The organism is Nonomuraea sp. NPDC049709, from assembly GCF_040674815.1.
Taxonomy (GTDB): domain Bacteria; phylum Actinomycetota; class Actinomycetes; order Streptosporangiales; family Streptosporangiaceae; genus Nonomuraea.
This window is the reverse complement of sequence record NZ_JBFANM010000004.1, coordinates 43,625-58,229: the sequence shown is the minus strand read 5'-3', so window position 1 is coordinate 58,229 and position 14,605 is coordinate 43,625. Positions and strand designations below refer to the sequence as shown.

12 protein-coding genes are annotated in these 14,605 nt (G+C 70.9%); 5 read left to right on the top strand and 7 right to left on the bottom strand.

The genetic code is table 11. From position 1 onward, the window contains the following. The first annotated feature begins 26 nt into the window (after positions 1–26). A complete protein-coding gene (locus AB0J69_RS05245) occupies positions 27–1,094 on the top strand; it encodes a LacI family DNA-binding transcriptional regulator (protein ID WP_364113061.1) in 1,068 nt (355 codons plus the stop codon). A 127-nt stretch (positions 1,095–1,221) separates the two neighbouring features. Next, positions 1,222–3,069 (top strand): ricin-type beta-trefoil lectin domain protein, encoded by a 1,848-nt coding sequence (locus tag AB0J69_RS05240; protein WP_364113059.1) that lies wholly within the window; start codon positions 1,222–1,224, stop codon positions 3,067–3,069. Between the two features lie 17 nt (positions 3,070–3,086). On the opposite strand, the gene sthA is transcribed toward AB0J69_RS05240, so the two are convergent. From sthA to AB0J69_RS05205, 7 genes are all read right to left on the bottom strand, one after another. Beyond that, positions 3,087–4,502 (bottom strand): Si-specific NAD(P)(+) transhydrogenase, encoded by a 1,416-nt coding sequence (gene sthA, locus AB0J69_RS05235; protein WP_364113057.1) that lies wholly within the window; start codon positions 4,500–4,502, stop codon positions 3,087–3,089. Positions 4,503–4,572: 70 nt separating this feature from the next. Continuing rightward, complete coding sequence (locus AB0J69_RS05230) at positions 4,573–5,412, bottom strand: biotin-dependent carboxyltransferase family protein (RefSeq protein WP_364113055.1); 840 nt, start codon at positions 5,410–5,412, stop codon at positions 4,573–4,575. Beyond that, positions 5,409–6,026 carry an allophanate hydrolase subunit 1 gene (locus AB0J69_RS05225; protein WP_364113053.1) on the bottom strand — a complete coding sequence of 206 codons (618 nt, stop codon included), beginning with the start codon at positions 6,024–6,026 and terminating at the stop codon, positions 5,409–5,411. The genes AB0J69_RS05230 and AB0J69_RS05225 overlap by 4 nt, the downstream gene beginning before the upstream one ends. Further along, the gene (locus tag AB0J69_RS05220; RefSeq protein ID WP_364113051.1) at positions 6,023–6,778 is read right to left on the bottom strand and encodes a 5-oxoprolinase subunit PxpA; all 756 of its coding nucleotides are present in this window, start codon (positions 6,776–6,778) and stop codon (positions 6,023–6,025) included. Before AB0J69_RS05220 ends, AB0J69_RS05225 begins: the two co-directional genes overlap by 4 nt. 22 nt (positions 6,779–6,800) lie before the next feature. After that, on the bottom strand, positions 6,801–7,571 hold the full coding sequence (locus tag AB0J69_RS05215) for a thioesterase family protein (RefSeq protein WP_364113049.1): 771 nt from the start codon (positions 7,569–7,571) through the stop codon (positions 6,801–6,803). A gap of 19 nt (positions 7,572–7,590) precedes the next feature. Then, entirely contained in the window at positions 7,591–9,081 is a 1,491-nt protein-coding gene (locus AB0J69_RS05210; protein ID WP_364113407.1) for a hypothetical protein, read from the bottom strand. A 202-nt stretch (positions 9,082–9,283) separates the two neighbouring features. After that, complete coding sequence (locus tag AB0J69_RS05205) at positions 9,284–9,508, bottom strand: hypothetical protein (protein ID WP_345387711.1); 225 nt, start codon at positions 9,506–9,508, stop codon at positions 9,284–9,286. 154 nt (positions 9,509–9,662) lie between these two features. On the opposite strand from AB0J69_RS05205, the gene AB0J69_RS05200 reads away from it, so the two are divergent. The 3 genes from AB0J69_RS05200 to AB0J69_RS05190 all read left to right on the top strand — a co-directional run bounded on the left by AB0J69_RS05200 (position 9,663) and on the right by AB0J69_RS05190 (position 14,506). Continuing rightward, positions 9,663–10,232 (top strand): HhH-GPD-type base excision DNA repair protein, encoded by a 570-nt coding sequence (locus AB0J69_RS05200; protein ID WP_364113047.1) that lies wholly within the window; start codon positions 9,663–9,665, stop codon positions 10,230–10,232. Between the two features lie 276 nt (positions 10,233–10,508). Beyond that, positions 10,509–12,602, top strand: coding sequence for a SpoIIE family protein phosphatase (locus AB0J69_RS05195; RefSeq protein WP_364113045.1), 2,094 nt, complete (start codon positions 10,509–10,511; stop codon positions 12,600–12,602). Between the two features lie 242 nt (positions 12,603–12,844). After that, positions 12,845–14,506 (top strand): RNA polymerase sigma factor, encoded by a 1,662-nt coding sequence (locus tag AB0J69_RS05190; protein ID WP_364113405.1) that lies wholly within the window; start codon positions 12,845–12,847, stop codon positions 14,504–14,506. Positions 14,507–14,605: the final 99 nt, after the last annotated feature.

Below are 14,605 nucleotides of genomic sequence, written 5' to 3'. Positions count from 1 at the left end.
GTCGAGGTGGAGATGGGCTTCGCCCGGTGAATATCCTGGCGGCACAGCCGAGCTGGGAGCGTGCGATGGCGGCCAGGGAGGGCAGGGCGCGCGCGACGGTGCGTGACGTCGCGGCCGAGACCGGCCTGTCCATCGCCACCGTCTCGCGCGTGCTCAACGGCCAGTCCAACGTCGCCCCGCACACCCGCGAGCTGGTGTTGCGCGCCGTCGGCCGGCTCGGCGACCAGGCGCCCAGGCCCCGCGCGGCGCCCGACGCCCCGGGGGGCGCCGTCTACGTGCGCTGCCCGTACGTGCTGACCGACTATTTCGGGCTCATCGTCTCCTCGGTGGGCGAGACCATCGAGCTGCACGGCCGGCAGATGATCCTCGGCGCCGGGGAGGCGGCCCAGGGGAGCGCGGTGCTGCCCGGCCTGCCCGACCGCCCGGGGGTCGCGGGCGCGATCCTGATCCTGCCGCCGGAGCCCGGCGACGAGCTCGTACGCCTGCGCGACCGCGGCTTCCCCTTCGTGGTGATCGACCCGAGGACGCCGCCCCCCAAGGACATCGTGGCCGTGTCGGCCGCGCACTTCGCGGGCGGTCGCAAGCTGATGGCGCACGTGGTGGAGCTGGGCCACCGCCGGGTGGGGATCATCGGCGGCCCGGTGCGCTGGCTGCCCAGCGAGGCCAGGCTGGCCGGCTACACCGCCTCGCTGGCCGACGCCGGGGTGCTCCCGGCGCCCGAGCTGCTGCGCAGCGTGCCCGAGCCGAGCATGGAGCACGGCTACCGGGCGGCCTGCGAGCTGCTGGACCTGCCGCGGCGGCCGACGGCGCTGGTGGCGTTCAACGACAAGATGGCGGTCGGGGCGCTGCGGGCGGCGGCCGAGCGGGGGCTGAGCGTGCCCGGCGACCTGTCGGTGGCGGGCTTCGACGACATCGACGTGAGCAGGGCGGCCTCGCCCGCCCTCACCACGGTGCGCCAGCCGCTGGAGGAGATGGGCCGGATGGCGGTCACGCTGCTGATGCGGCTGCTCAGCAGGCACACCCTGGAGGCGCTGCACGTCTCGCTGGGCACCGAGCTGGTCGTGCGCGGCTCGACAGGTCCGGTCCCGAGCTGACTGTTTCATTTGTTACATCGGTTGACTGCCATGTTGACTCGTGTTCTGCTGCTCATTGCAAGCAGCGTTACACATTTGTTTCATTTGTTACAAGGGCATCACCCCCCGCCCTGAAAGGACTCCAGCCGTGTCCAGAATCCTTCTCGCGCTCGCCTGCGCCGCCGCCTTATTCCTGGCCGCGCCGGCCCCGGCCCTCGCCGCCGACGAGCCCGTGAACGTCTGGCTGACCACCACCTCCGACTCCGGCGGCCGCAACGTCACCCGGGGCCTCCAGCAGCAGGCCCCCATCGCCTTCGGCCCGGCGGGCGGCACCGCCGGCCACACGATCACCGTCAACGAGGGCACGACGTACCAGCCGTTCGAGGGCGGCGGGGCGTCGATCACCGACACGACCGCGTACCTGCTACGTGGCGGCCCCGTCAGCGCCGCCACGCGGGACGCGGTGATGCGCAGGCTGTTCTCGCCCACGGACGGGATCGGCCTGTCCTTCGTACGCAACCCGATCGGCGCCTCCGACCTGTCCCGTCCCGGCATGGTCTCGCTCGACGACACCTGCTGCGACCTGAACGACTTCGGCGCCAACGGCTACGACACGAACGTCCGCCTCCTGACCGCGCAGGCCAAGCAGCTCAACCCGGCGCTGCGGGTCAAGGGCGTGCCGTGGAGCGCGCCCGGCTGGATGAAGGACAACGGCCGGATGGACCAGATGGGCTGGCTCAAGTGGGAGTACTACGGCATGTACGCCCAGTACCTGGTCAAGTACGTCCAGAGCTACCAGGCGGCCGGCGTCCCCGTGGACTACGTGTCGGTCCAGAACGAGCCCAACTGCTGCCAGGCCGGCAACCCGACCGCCATGAACTACCCGGGCATGTCCTGGAACGCCTCCGGCCTGATCGAGCTCACCAAGAACTTCGTCTACCCGGCCTTCCGGGCGGCGGGCCTCAACACGAAGGTGCTCGTGCACGACTGGAACTACGGCGACTACGGCCAGATCGGCGCCCCCATCCTGGCCGACTCGGCGTTGCGCAACGACCCGCTGTTCGGCGGCATCGCCTGGCACGGCTACGGGGGTGACCCGGCCGTCGGCACGCAGGTGCGCAACCAGTACCCGTCGGTGCCGCAGTTCAGCACCGAGCACTCGGGCGGCACCTGGATCGCCAACCAGCACAACGAGGACATGGCCGACATCGTCACCTACGCCCGCAACTGGAGCCGCAGCCTGGTCAAGTGGAGCCTGGCCCTCAACCAGAACATGGGCCCGCACAACGGCGGCTGCGGCACCTGCACCGGGCTGATCACCGTCCAGGAGGGCGGCTCGCGGGCCGGCCAGGTCGACTACACGATCGAGTACTACACGACCGGCCACCTGACCAAGTTCGTCAAGCCGGGGGCGTACCGGATCGACTCCACCGCCAACGGCACCGTCCAGAACGTGGCCTACCGCAACCCCGACGGCTCCAAGGCGCTGATCGCCCACAACGGCGGGACCTCGGCGCAGTCCGTCCGGGTCGACTGGGGCAACCAGTCCTTCGTGTACTCGCTGCCCGCCCGCACCACGGCCACCTTCACCTGGTCGGGCACGCCGGGCTCCGGCGGGGGCGGCCCGATCACGGGGCTGGCCGGCAAGTGCGTCGACGTGGCCGGCGGCAGCAGCGCCGACGGCACCGCCGTACAGCTCCACACCTGCAACGGCACCGCCGCCCAGCAGTGGACGCGCCCCGGCGACGGCACGCTGCGGGCCCTGGGCAAGTGCCTGGACGTCGTCGACCACGGCACCGCCGACGGCAGCCGGTTGCAGCTCTGGTCGTGCACGGGCGCCGCCAACCAGCAGTGGACCCACACCGCCGGGCGCGACCTGGTCAACCCCGCCGCGAACAAGTGCGCCGACGTCACCGGCAACTCCAGCGCCGACGGCACCCGCCTGCAGATCTGGACCTGCACGGGCGCCGCCAACCAGAAGTGGACGCTGTCCTGACCTGAAGGCCGCCCGGCTCACATGTCAGCGGTGAGCCGGGCGATCGTCCGCATCTTGTTCATCGCGTCCAGCGCCGCCACCTTGTACGACTCCGCCAGCGTCGGATAGTTGAACACGGCGTTGACCAGGTAGTCGATCGTCCCGCCGCACCCCATGACCGTCTGCCCGATGTGCACCAGCTCCGTCGCCCCCGTGCCGAACACGTGCACGCCGAGCAGTCGCCGGTCCTCGGAGGACACCAGCAGTTTGAGCATCCCGTAGGAGTCGCCGATGATCTGCCCCCTGGCCAGCTCCCGGTAGCGCGAGATGCCCACCTCGAACGGCACCTTGTCCCGGGTGAGCTCGTCCTCGGACTTCCCGACGAAGCTGATCTCCGGGATGGTGTAGATGCCGATGGGCGACAGCTCGTTCATCCCGCCCGCCGGCTCGTCGCAGGCGTGCTGCGCGGCCAGCCGGCCCTGCTCCATCGACGTGGCCGCCAGCGCGGGAAAGCCGATCACGTCGCCAACGGCGTAGATGTGCGGCACCTCGGTGGCGAAGTTCGCATCCACCGAGATCCGCCCCCGCCCGTCGGCGGCCAGGCCGGCGGCCTCCAGGCACAGCTCGGTGGTCTTGCCCTGGCGCCCGGCCGAGTACATCACGCAGTCGGCGGGGATCTTCTTGCCGCTCTCCAGCAGGGTCAGCGCCCCGCGCGGGCGGCGCTCGACGGCCGCGACGTTCTCGCCGAACCTGAAGGTCACCGCCAGGTCGCGCAGGTGGTATTTGAGCGCCTCCACGATCTCCAGGTCGCAGAACTCCAGCATCCGGTCGCGCCGCTCCACCACCGTCACCTTGGTGCCGAGGGCGGCGAACATGGAGGCGTACTCGATGCCGATCACCCCGGCACCCACCACGACCAGCGTCTCGGGGACCCGGTCGAGGTGCAGGATGGCGTCGGAGTCGATCACGGTCCGGTCGTCGAACTCGACGCTGGACGGCCGCGCGGGCGAGGTGCCGGTGGCGATCACGATCTTCTCGGCGGTGACCTTGGTCTCCTCGGTCTTGCCCTCGTCGTGGACGATGCCGATGGTGTGCGGGTCGAGGAACCGGCCGGTGCCCTGTAACACCGTGACGTGGTTGCGGGCGAGCTGGCTGCGGATCACCTGGATCTCGCGGCCGATCACGTGCTGGGTGCGCATCCCGAGGTCGGCGACCGTGATCTCGTCCTTGACGCGGTAGCTGGCGCCGTACAGCTCCCGCTGGTTGAGGCCGGTGAGGTAGAGGACGGCCTCGCGCAGGGTCTTCGACGGGATCGTCCCCGTGTTGATGCAGACGCCTCCGAGCATGTGTCGTTTCTCGACCACCGCGACGCGTCTGCCGAGTTTGGCGGCCGCGATCGCGGCCTTCTGACCACCTGGTCCGGAACCCAGGACCACAACATCAAAGTCCGCCACACGGTCCAGTCTGCGGGCGGCAGGTCAACGGCGAAAGACCCGCCGGGGAACGCCGGAGTGCGGGCTCCCGTCACGCCCGGCCGGGCCGGGTGCTGAAGCGCACCTCGTCGCCCGGCCTGAGCTGGGCGGCGACCGGCAGGTCCGCACCGCGTACGACGCCGATCACCGGATAACCGCCCGTCGGCGGATGGTCGGCGAGGAACACGATGGGCTGCCCGCTCGGCGGCACCTGCACGGCCCCGGTGACCATGCCCTCGCTCGGCAGCTCGCCCTCCTTGGCCCGCGCCAGCTCCGGCCCGCTCAGGCGCACCCCGACGCGGTTGCTGTCCTGCGTCACCGTGTACGGCCCCCCGCACAGCGCGGCCAGTGCCTCCGGGACGAACCAGTCGTCGCGCGGCCCCGGCAGCACGCGCAGCACGGCCGGCCGCGGTCCCGGCATCGGCGCCAGATCGACGGAGATGACGCCCTCGGGCGGGCCGACCGGCAGCAGCGTGCCCGCCCGCAGCGGCTCGGGCCCGAGCCCGGACAGCGAGTCGGTGGACCGGCTGCCGAGCACCGGCTCGACCGCGATCCCGCCGCGCACGGCCAGGTAGGTGCGCAACCCCCGCACCGGAGCCCCCAGCCGCAGCTCGCCGCCCGCCGGCACCCAGAACGGCACCCCCATGTCCGCCCCCGACGCCAGCGGCGCGCCCGCCAGCGCCACCCACGCCGCGTCCAGGAACCGCAGCCGCGCCATCCCGAACGTCAGCTCGATCCCGGCCAGCCCCTCGGCGTTGCCGACCAGCCGGTTGGCCAGCCGCAGGCTCGGCGCGTCGGCCGCTCCCGAGCACGGCACACCCAGATGGGCCAGGCCGGGCCGCCCCAGGTCCTGGACGGTCGCGTACGGCCCCGGCGCCAGAACCTCGATCATGCCGGCTCGAACCGCACGCGCATGCCCGGACTGAACAGCGAGGGCGGATCGCCCGCCACGTCCCACACCCGCACCGACGTGCGCCCGATGAGCCGCCACCCGCCCGGCGAGGCCGTCGGGTACACCGCCGAATAGGGCCCCGCCACCGCGACCGACCCGGCGGGCACCGACGTGCGCGGCGTGTCCAGCCTGGGGGTCTCCAGCACCGGATCCAGCCCGGTGAGATAGGCGAACCCGGGCGCGAACCCCAGCCACCCCACCACCAGCTCCCGCCCGGAGTGCCGGGAGATCACCTCGTCCACGGAGATCCCCGCCAGCGCCGCCACGGAATCGAGGTCAGCGCCGTCGTAGATCACGGGGATCGTCACGACCGGCCGCCCCCCGGCCGCCCGCGCGCCGGCCCTGCCGCGCTCGCGTGCCGCGACCTCCTCCAGCCGCGCCCGCAACCGCGCCTGGTCCACCCTCGGGGCCACCACCAGCACCGTCTCCGGCCCCGGCACGATCTCCACGACGCCCGCGGGCCGCTCGGCCCGCAGCGCCGCGTCCAGCCGGTGCGACAGCTCCAGCGAGCCGGTCTCCACGAGCAGCCCGTGCTCCCCGGCCGTCCGGATCACGCGAACGCCTGCAGGACCACTCCGGCCGCCAGCAACGTGTCGCGCACCCCCTGCGCCAGACGGACGGCGTCAGGCGTGTCTCCGTGGACGCAGATGGAACGCGCGGAAATCGGTACGGAACTCCCGTCAGCGGCCGTCACAGAGCCTTCCACAGCCATCTGGCGGGCACGGGCGGACACGGCGGCGGCGTCGTGGATGACCGCGCCGGGCTCGCGCCGCGGGACGAGCATCCCCTGAGGGGTGTACGCGCGGTCGGCGAACGCCTCGCTCACCGTCGGCACGCCCTCGGCCGCCGCCACCTTGTGCACGACCGAGCCGGGCAGCGTGAGCACCGGCAGCGAGGGGTCGTAGTCGGCCACCGCGTCGATCACCGCCGCCGCCTGGACCTCGTCGCGGCAGATCCGGTTGTACAGGGCGCCGTGCGGCTTGACGTAGGACACCCGGCCGCCCATCGCCCTGGCGATGCCGTCGACCGCGGCGAGCTGGTAGAGCACCTCGGCGCACAGCTCCTCCGGCTCGACGTCCATCTCCCTGCGCCCGAAGTGGGCCAGGTCGCGATAGGACACCTGCGCCCCGATCGCCACGCCGCGGTCGACGGCGGCGGCGCACGTGCGCCTGATCGTCACGGGGTCGCCGGCGTGGAAGCCGCAGGCCACGTTGGCGCTCGTGACGATGTCGAGCAGCGCGAGGTCGTCGCCGAGCCGCCAGATGCCGAAACCCTCGCCCAGGTCCGCGTTGAGGTCGATCACCATGGGACCATCATGGCGGCATCGGCTACCTCGGCGCGACGAACAGCGTCTGTGTGGCCGTGCCGATCTCGCCGGACTCGTCGTACAACGTGGACCGGGTCAGGCCGCGGCCGGCCGGGCCGATGACCGTGGCGGCGTCCATGCAGACCCACTCGCCCACCGGGGCGCGGAACAGCGAGATCGTCAGATCCACGTTCACGAACACGTGGGTGTCGAAGTCGAGGGCGAAGCTGACGCCGTTGCCGCTGTCGGCGAACACCGCCACCCGCTCCACCGGGGTCATCTCCTCGCCCTCGACCAGCGGCATCGTGAGCCTGCCCCAGACCGTGGCGGGGCCGATCTCCATGGGGCCGCCGGCGACGAAACGCCAGTCGAGCGCCCTGCCGTACCCGAAGCCGGAGCCCAGCCACGAGCGTGCCTGCTCCTCGGAGCGCGGCGGGACCGGCGCGGGCGGCCCGGCGACCGGCGTGGGCGGCGTGCCGGCCGTGCGGACGCGCCAGGCGCTCGCCCTGACGTATTCGCGGCCGCCCGACGACACGCTCGCCGACAGGCACTGCACGCGCTTGCCGTCGCGGGTCACGTCCGTCGCGACCGCCAGCTCGGCCACCGGCACCGGCGCGAACACGTCCACCACCAGCCTGGACAGCTCCAGCCCCGGCCGCGGTGCGGTCTGCGCCAGCTCGTGCGCGATCAGGGCGGTGACGGGGCCCATGTGCTGGGTGCGGGGATCCCACGGCCCCTGCGTGTGCTCGGACGCCAGGTAGCGGCCCTGGCCGAGCCGGCTGTACATCGCCATAGAACGTTATTCTAGTGGCTCAGATCTCGTCCGGGATGTCGGCGATGTCGTCGAGGGCCGCCGCCAGCTCCTCGGGGTCGCCCCCGATCCGCTCGGCGATCTCGATCAGCACGTGGAGCACGTCGTGGCGGTCGTGCCCGAGGTCGAGCAGGCGCTGCGCGGCCTCCCAGAGCTGCGGCGGGTCGCCGTCCCACAGCCGGGTGGCGATCTCCTCGTGCCAGGCCAGGTGCTCCTGGTCGATCACGCCGCCGTGGTCGATCTCGAGTAACGTACGCCGGTCCGCCTGGTCGGCCGGGTCGAGCCGGTCGAGGTCGATCCCGTTGTGCGTGCCCTGCAGATAGGGGAACGCGAAGGCCCGCCTGGCCAGCGCCGACAGGTCGCCGTCCGGCAGCAGCCGCTCCAGCAGCGGCCGGTCGAGCCCGAACGACGTCGGGTCCCGGTACGCCTCGGGGAACTTCCCGATGGCCCCCCACACCGCGTCGAGCGTGGCCTTGAGCCCCTGCTCGGGCAGCCCCGTGCGGCGGGCGGCGAAGCGCACCCACGCCGACATCACGTGCGGCATCGCCTCCTGCTCGGCCACGCTCAGCATCACCTTGCGCGGCAGCCAGTCGAGCAGGAACGTCTCGCACTTGGTCGGGCTCACCCGCAGCGGCCGGTTGAAGTCCTGCTCGCACCCGTAGTCGATGATGTGGTCGGCGCAGCGCGAGGCCGCCGACGGGTCGGACAGGTGCTCGGCCGCGTCGGAGGCCAGGAACTCCGCCGCCAGCATGGCACGCCGCTCCCTGCTGTACGGGGCCTCGATGTGCAGCGGCGCCGGCCGCTTGCGCCCGGGCGGCAGCGCCTTGAGCCGGGCGCGGGCGAAGGCGTGGTAGGCGCTGTAGCTGTCGCTCACCGGCGGCGGCGTCTTCGGCTCCCTGGTCGCCTTCATCGCCGACTCCAGCAGCGCCCTGGCCTGCTCGGGCTGGATCTCCTCGAACAGCAGCAGCGGATTGCCCGCCGCCTCGGCCCTGGCCGACTCCAGCAGCTTGTCGACCTGGGAGGACACCCAGGCGTCGCGCGCCATGCCGCTCATGTTGTAGTCGACGACCATGACCAGCGCGTGCCGTTCGACCGGGAGCTCGCTCTCGTTCCAGCGGTAGGCGAAGGTGCAGATCACCGTGTCCTGGTCGCCGTAGGCGTCGCGGGAGACGTAGCAGCCGGCCGGCTTCACCGCGCCCACCCGGTCGGCCCAGCCCGGCCGGGCCACCCCCGACTCCATCATCGCCAGCGCCGCGCCCTCGGCCTTGGCGCCCTGGCGGGCGGTGCCCAGATAGGCCAGGCAGATCAGCAGGGTCAGCGAGGCCGGAGTGCCGGCCTTGGCGGCGTAGTCGACCAGCCCCTCCCCGAGCACCTGCTCGACGTCGCCGCCCCTGACCCGCCTGCCCCACCAGGCACCGATCATGTCGGAGACCATCAGCTCCGCGTCGAGGGGAGTGCGTACGGCCAGCAGCTCGCGAGCCGCCTGCACCATCTCCTTGAACACGTCGTCTGGCGGGGTGCTCTCCCGGGGATCTCGTCGGTGTCGGCGCACGCCCTCACTCTCTCGTATTCCAGGCGCAAACGGTGCGTAGAACTCGGCCCGGTGACCCCGATGTTATCCGGGGAAGGCGTTTTCGGCGGGCACGCCGATCCGGGCGCTTCCCGCGCCGCCCGCCCTTCGTCCCGCGGACGCCCTAGCGGACGCCACGGGGAGGAGGTGCGGAATTCACGATCGCGAGCAGGTGCTCGCGAGCGATCCGTTCCACGATCTCGGGCGTCGCCGAGATGCCCAGATGCTGTGCGCACGCACACACATCGGCTACGCAGCGGTCGATCGTGTCCACGGGTACGGTCAGGAACTCTTCGGCCAGCCTGAGACTGACCGGCTCCCGCAGGAACCGTGTGGCCAGAGCGAGCATAGATGTGAGATTCCTCTGGAGACCCGGGGGCAAACCCCCAGGAATGTCTGCAGGGCGACTTGCGCTCTCATTTCACCTTTTCTCGGGCGACTGTCAAGGCTCCGCGGCGACTGTGTTCACTTCACCGGCCGCCCATTCGTGCGAAGCTGTCTCCATGCGCATCCAGCTCGCCCAGCGGAGCGAGGCAGACGAGCTCCTCGGCCGCAGCCCGCTCGCCCTGCTCGTCGGCATGCTGCTCGACCAGCAGATCCCCATGGAGTGGGCGTTCACGGGGCCCTACACCATCTCCCAGCGGCTCGGGCACGATCTCACCGCCGAGGAGATCGCCTCCTACGATCCGGAGGCGTTCACCGCGCTGCTGGCGGACAAGCCGGCCGTGCACCGCTACCCCAAGTCTATGGCCGCCCGGGTCCAGCAGCTCGCGGCCTATCTCGTCGAGCACTACGACGGTCAGCCGGAGCGGATCTGGGCCGACGCCGCGGACGGTCAAGAGTTGTTGAAACGACTCATGGCCCTCCCGGGATACGGCAAGCAGAAGGCCCAGATTTTTTTGGCATTGCTGGGGAAGCAGATGGGGGTCCAGCCATCAGGCTGGCGTGAGGCTGCCGGACTCTACGGCGAGGAGGGGTCGAACAGGTCGGTCGCCGACGTGGTCGACGCCGACAGCCTGGCCCGCGTACGGTCCGCCAAGCAGGAGGCCAAGCGGGCGGCCAAGGCCCAATAGTCAGGTGCCGTGGCCGGGACCGGTCCCCGTCGTCGGGCCCGTAACCGGGCGCGGTAATCCGGCGCTGTAACCTGATCTTGCTGCGCAATGTGGAGCGACTTTGACAGGATGCGTAGACCCTAGAGGCGACCGGGCCGCGGCGGGGGCTTCCGTCCGTACATGCCCATCGTCGATGATGTACTGCAGGATCCGGTCGCCCGGAGCTGCGCTACGCCGATACACAGTTATGGAGATGTGCCGCGTGGGAGACCCTGGCACGCGACGGAGGTGCGGACCATGAGCGCCGAGACCTCCGTTCCCCGTCCCCGGGAGTCGGATGTGGACATCTCAGACTCCGCCCTCTTCAAGGGCATGCTGTCGGAGGCCGAGTTCGCCTTCGCGTTCTTCGACGGCGACAGCCGCATCCAGCGGGTCAACGACGTGTTCAGCGATGTCGTCAACGTGCCTGCGGAGCGCATGGCCGGCAAGCAGCCCGTCGAGGTGCTCGCCGCCGACCTCAGCCAGATCATCACCCACGCGGTGCAGGCCGTCATCGAGAGCGACGCGCCGGTCACCGAGGGCCGCGTGCGCGTGCGCTCCGCCGAGGGCGACACCCGGCACTGGTCGCTGTCGTTCTCGCCGGTCCACGACGAGGGCGGCGAGCTGCACGCGGTCGCGCTGGTCGGGCTCGACGTGACCGAGAGCCGCCAGACAGAGGAGGCGCTGCGCCGCAGCGAGGAGCGCTACCGCTCGCTGGTCGAGGCGCAGTCCCAGCTCGTCTGGATCACCTCGCCCACCGGCGCGGTGGTCGAGGACGCCCCGCAGTGGCGCGCCATCACCGGCCAGGGCCTGGAGGAATACCTCGCCAGCGGCTGGCTGGAGGTCGTGCACCCCGAGGAGCGCCAGCAGACCGAGGAGGCGTGGCGCGAGGCGCTGCGCGGGCGCACCATGTTCGAGTGGAACTACCGGGTGCGCACCCGGGCCAGCGGTTACCGCCACTTCGAGGTGCGGGCCGTGCCGATCATCCGCCACGGCAGGGTGGTCGAGTGGGTCGGCGCCAACACCGACGTGACCCCGCAGCGCGAGGCCGAGGAGATGCGCGGCAGGCTGACCGACCAGCTCGGCGCCGCCGCCCTGCGCACCGCCCGGCTCCAGGGCGCCACCGCCATGCTGGCCGAGGCGCTGACGGTCGAGCAGGTGGTGCAGGTCATCATCGACGTGGGCCGTACGGCATTGGCCGCCGACCGCTCGGCGGTCGCGCTGCTCGACACCGACCGCGCCGCGCTCAAGCTGATCAACGGTGAGGGCATCCTGGAGGCCTCGGGCGCCACGGGCGATGAGATCCCGCTGTCCCACTCCAACGTGATGACCATGGCGGTCAACAGCCGCCGGCCCGTCTTCGCCGAGTCCCCGGAGTCGCTGAAGGCGCAGCTGCTCGAGGCGGGCGGCGACGAGGAGGTCCTGGCCGGGTTCCTCGCCCACGGCGACGAGCGGGCCTGGGTGGGCCTGCCGCTGCTCGCCGCGGGACGCGCCTTGGGAGCGCTCCGATTCTCCTTCACCCGGCCGCAGAAGATCTCCCAGGAGGACGGCGTCTTCCTGGAGGCGCTGGCCGGTCAGTGCGCGCTGGCGGTCGAGCGGGCCACGCTCTTCGAGCGCGAGCACCGCACCGCCGAGACGCTGCAGCGCAGCCTGCTGCCCGATCGCCTGCCGGTGGTCAAGGGCCTGGTGCTGGCCCAGCGCTTCCGCTCGGGCAGCCGCCACGTGCAGGTCGGCGGCGACTGGTACGACGCGTTCGTCCTGCAGGACGGGCGGGTCGCGGCCGTCGTCGGCGACGTCATGGGCAAGGGCGTCAAGGCCGCGGCGGGCATGGGCCGCATCCGCAACGCCATGCGGGCGCTGGCGCTGACCAACCCGCCGCCCGCGGCCGTCCTCACCGGCCTCGACCGGGTCTTCGAGGCCACCGAGGAAGAGGAGCAGGTCACGACCCTGGCCTACATGGTCGTCGAGCCGGTCACCGGTGAGGGCACTCTGGCCCTGGCCGGTCACCCGCCACCCGTCCTCGTCTCGCCGCAGGGCACGGCGATCCTGTGCGACGCCGAGCCCGGCACTCCGCTAGGCTGGCCGACCAGCCGAAGGCAGTTCCGGTTCGTGGTGCCGCCCGGCCATACCGCCGTGCTCTACTCCGACGGTCTCGTGGAGAACAGGAAGCGCGGGCTGGATGCCGGACTCGCAGAGATTTGCAGTGTTGTGACCGAAGCGCCACCTGAGGTGGTGAGTAGTCCACACATGCTGCTGGACTTCCTGGTTGACCGGATGTTGTCTGGATATGAACAAGATGATGACGTTACCGCGCTCGCAATTCACGTCCCACCAGCCACGAAGAGTGACTGAATGAAACAGTCATAACGGTTGCTTTCGGGTATCAGTGCCCCGCTTACGTACGCACTACTGTCTTGGTCGGCCTAGGGTGGAGGTCAACCGCCGGGAGGTGGCCGTATGGAGTGCGGGGTCGTGCCACAATGCTGTGCAGGTCCGTCGCGGTCCGCACGGCCTCACCGATCTCCGAGAGAGGCAACAGCCCCCCAGCGGGCATCTGGGTCCATTGTCGCCACGCGTTCGTTCGAGAGGTGTTCGTGTCGCCTGCAAGTTCGACTCGCTCGAAGCCACAAGAGCTGAACGAGCCCGTCATTCAGCGACTGCTCGAGCGTGGGCGCTCGCAGGGTTTCCTCGAGTCTGAGGATGTCCGTCAGGCCTTCGAGGAGGCGGACATCCCCATGTCGCACGCCGCCGCGTTCTTGCGGAACCTCAGCAAAGAGGGCGTGACCGTGGTGGTGACCGCCGCGGATTCGGCTGCGCCGAAGAAGTCTCGTGGTCCAGCAAAGCGCCGCACCGCCGCCCCCGTCAAGACCAAGACGGCGGCGGCCGCCAAAGAGCAGCAGCCCGAGACCGTGACCGCGGTCGTGGGCACCGCTGAAGCCGAGCCGGCCGCCAAGAAGGCGGCCCCTGCCAAGAAGGCCGCTCCGGCGGCGAAGAAGGCCGCGGCTCCCGCCGCCGCCAAGAAGGCCGAGCAGAAGAACGCTGGGCCTGCCGAGACCAAGCCGAAGGCGCCCGAGGCCCCGCGGGCCGACTCGGACGACGACGAGGACATCGAGCTCGACGGCGACGTGGAGCTGGAGGACCTCGAGGACATCGTCGTCGACGACGACGAGATCGTCGCCGAGGCCGACACCGACTCCGAGGGTGACGACGACTCCGAATCCGACTCCGAAGAGGAGCCCAAGGCCGCCGAGGTCGTCGTGCCGGAGAAGAGCGAGGACGAGGTCCTCATCCTCTCCGACGACGACGATGACGCCCCGGTCGCGCAGGTCGCCGCCGCCGGTGCCACCGCCGACCCGGTCAAGGACTACCTCAAGCAGATCGGCAAGGTCCCCCTGCTCAACGCCGAGCAGGAGGTCGAGCTGGCCAAGCGCATCGAGGCGGGTCTGTTCGCCGAGGAGCAGCTGGGCGGCGGCGAGACCGACGGGCTGCCCGTCGACGTCAAGGCCGAGCTGGAGTGGATCGCCGAAGACGGCCGCCGCGCCAAGAACCACCTGCTGGAGGCCAACCTCCGGCTCGTGGTCTCGCTGGCCAAGCGCTACACCGGGCGCGGCATGCTGTTCCTCGACCTGATCCAGGAAGGCAACCTGGGTCTGATCAGGGCCGTCGAGAAGTTCGACTACACCAAGGGCTACAAGTTCTCCACCTACGCCACGTGGTGGATCCGGCAGGCGATCACGCGTGCCATGGCCGACCAGGCGCGGACCATCCGCATCCCGGTCCACATGGTCGAAGTGATCAACAAGCTGGCCCGCGTCCAGCGGCAGATGCTGCAGGACCTCGGCCGCGAGCCCACGCCGGAAGAGCTCGCCCGTGAGCTGGACATGACGCCCGAGAAGGTCGTCGAGGTCCAGAAGTACGGGCGCGAGCCCATCTCGCTCCACACCCCGCTGGGTGAGGAGGGAGACAGCGAGTTCGGTGACCTCATCGAGGACTCCGAGGCCATCGTCCCGGCCGACGCCGTCAGCTTCACGCTGCTGCAGGAGCAGCTGCACTCCGTTCTCGACACGTTGTCGGAGCGAGAGGCGGGCGTCGTGTCGATGCGATTCGGCCTCACGGACGGTCAGCCGAAGACGCTGGACGAGATCGGCAAGGTTTACGGGGTGACCCGTGAGCGCATCCGCCAGATCGAGTCGAAGACCATGTCCAAGCTGCGTCACCCGTCCCGGTCCCAGGTGCTGCGGGACTACCTGGACTGAGGGATGTGACGGGTCGCTCGGGCTGATCCATACGGAACGCGCGCCCCGCCGGGGGATTCTCCCGGCGGGGCGCGCGCCTTTTCCGCGCTGGCCTTCCGC

Excerpts from the sequence above, each read along its gene's own strand:
- AB0J69_RS05230 (WP_364113055.1), bottom strand. The coding sequence starts at position 5,412 with ATGATCGAGGTTCTGGCGCCGGGGCCGTACGCGACCGTCCAGGACCTG.
- AB0J69_RS05220 (WP_364113051.1), bottom strand. The coding sequence starts at position 6,778 with ATGGTGATCGACCTCAACGCGGACCTGGGCGAGGGTTTCGGCATCTGG.
- AB0J69_RS05215 (WP_364113049.1), bottom strand. The coding sequence starts at position 7,571 with ATGGCGATGTACAGCCGGCTCGGCCAGGGCCGCTACCTGGCGTCCGAG.
- AB0J69_RS05210 (WP_364113407.1), bottom strand. The coding sequence starts at position 9,081 with ATGGTGCAGGCGGCTCGCGAGCTGCTGGCCGTACGCACTCCCCTCGAC.
- AB0J69_RS05205 (WP_345387711.1), bottom strand. The coding sequence starts at position 9,508 with ATGCTCGCTCTGGCCACACGGTTCCTGCGGGAGCCGGTCAGTCTCAGG.
- AB0J69_RS05200 (WP_364113047.1), top strand. The coding sequence starts at position 9,663 with ATGCGCATCCAGCTCGCCCAGCGGAGCGAGGCAGACGAGCTCCTCGGC.
- AB0J69_RS05195 (WP_364113045.1), top strand. The coding sequence starts at position 10,509 with ATGAGCGCCGAGACCTCCGTTCCCCGTCCCCGGGAGTCGGATGTGGAC.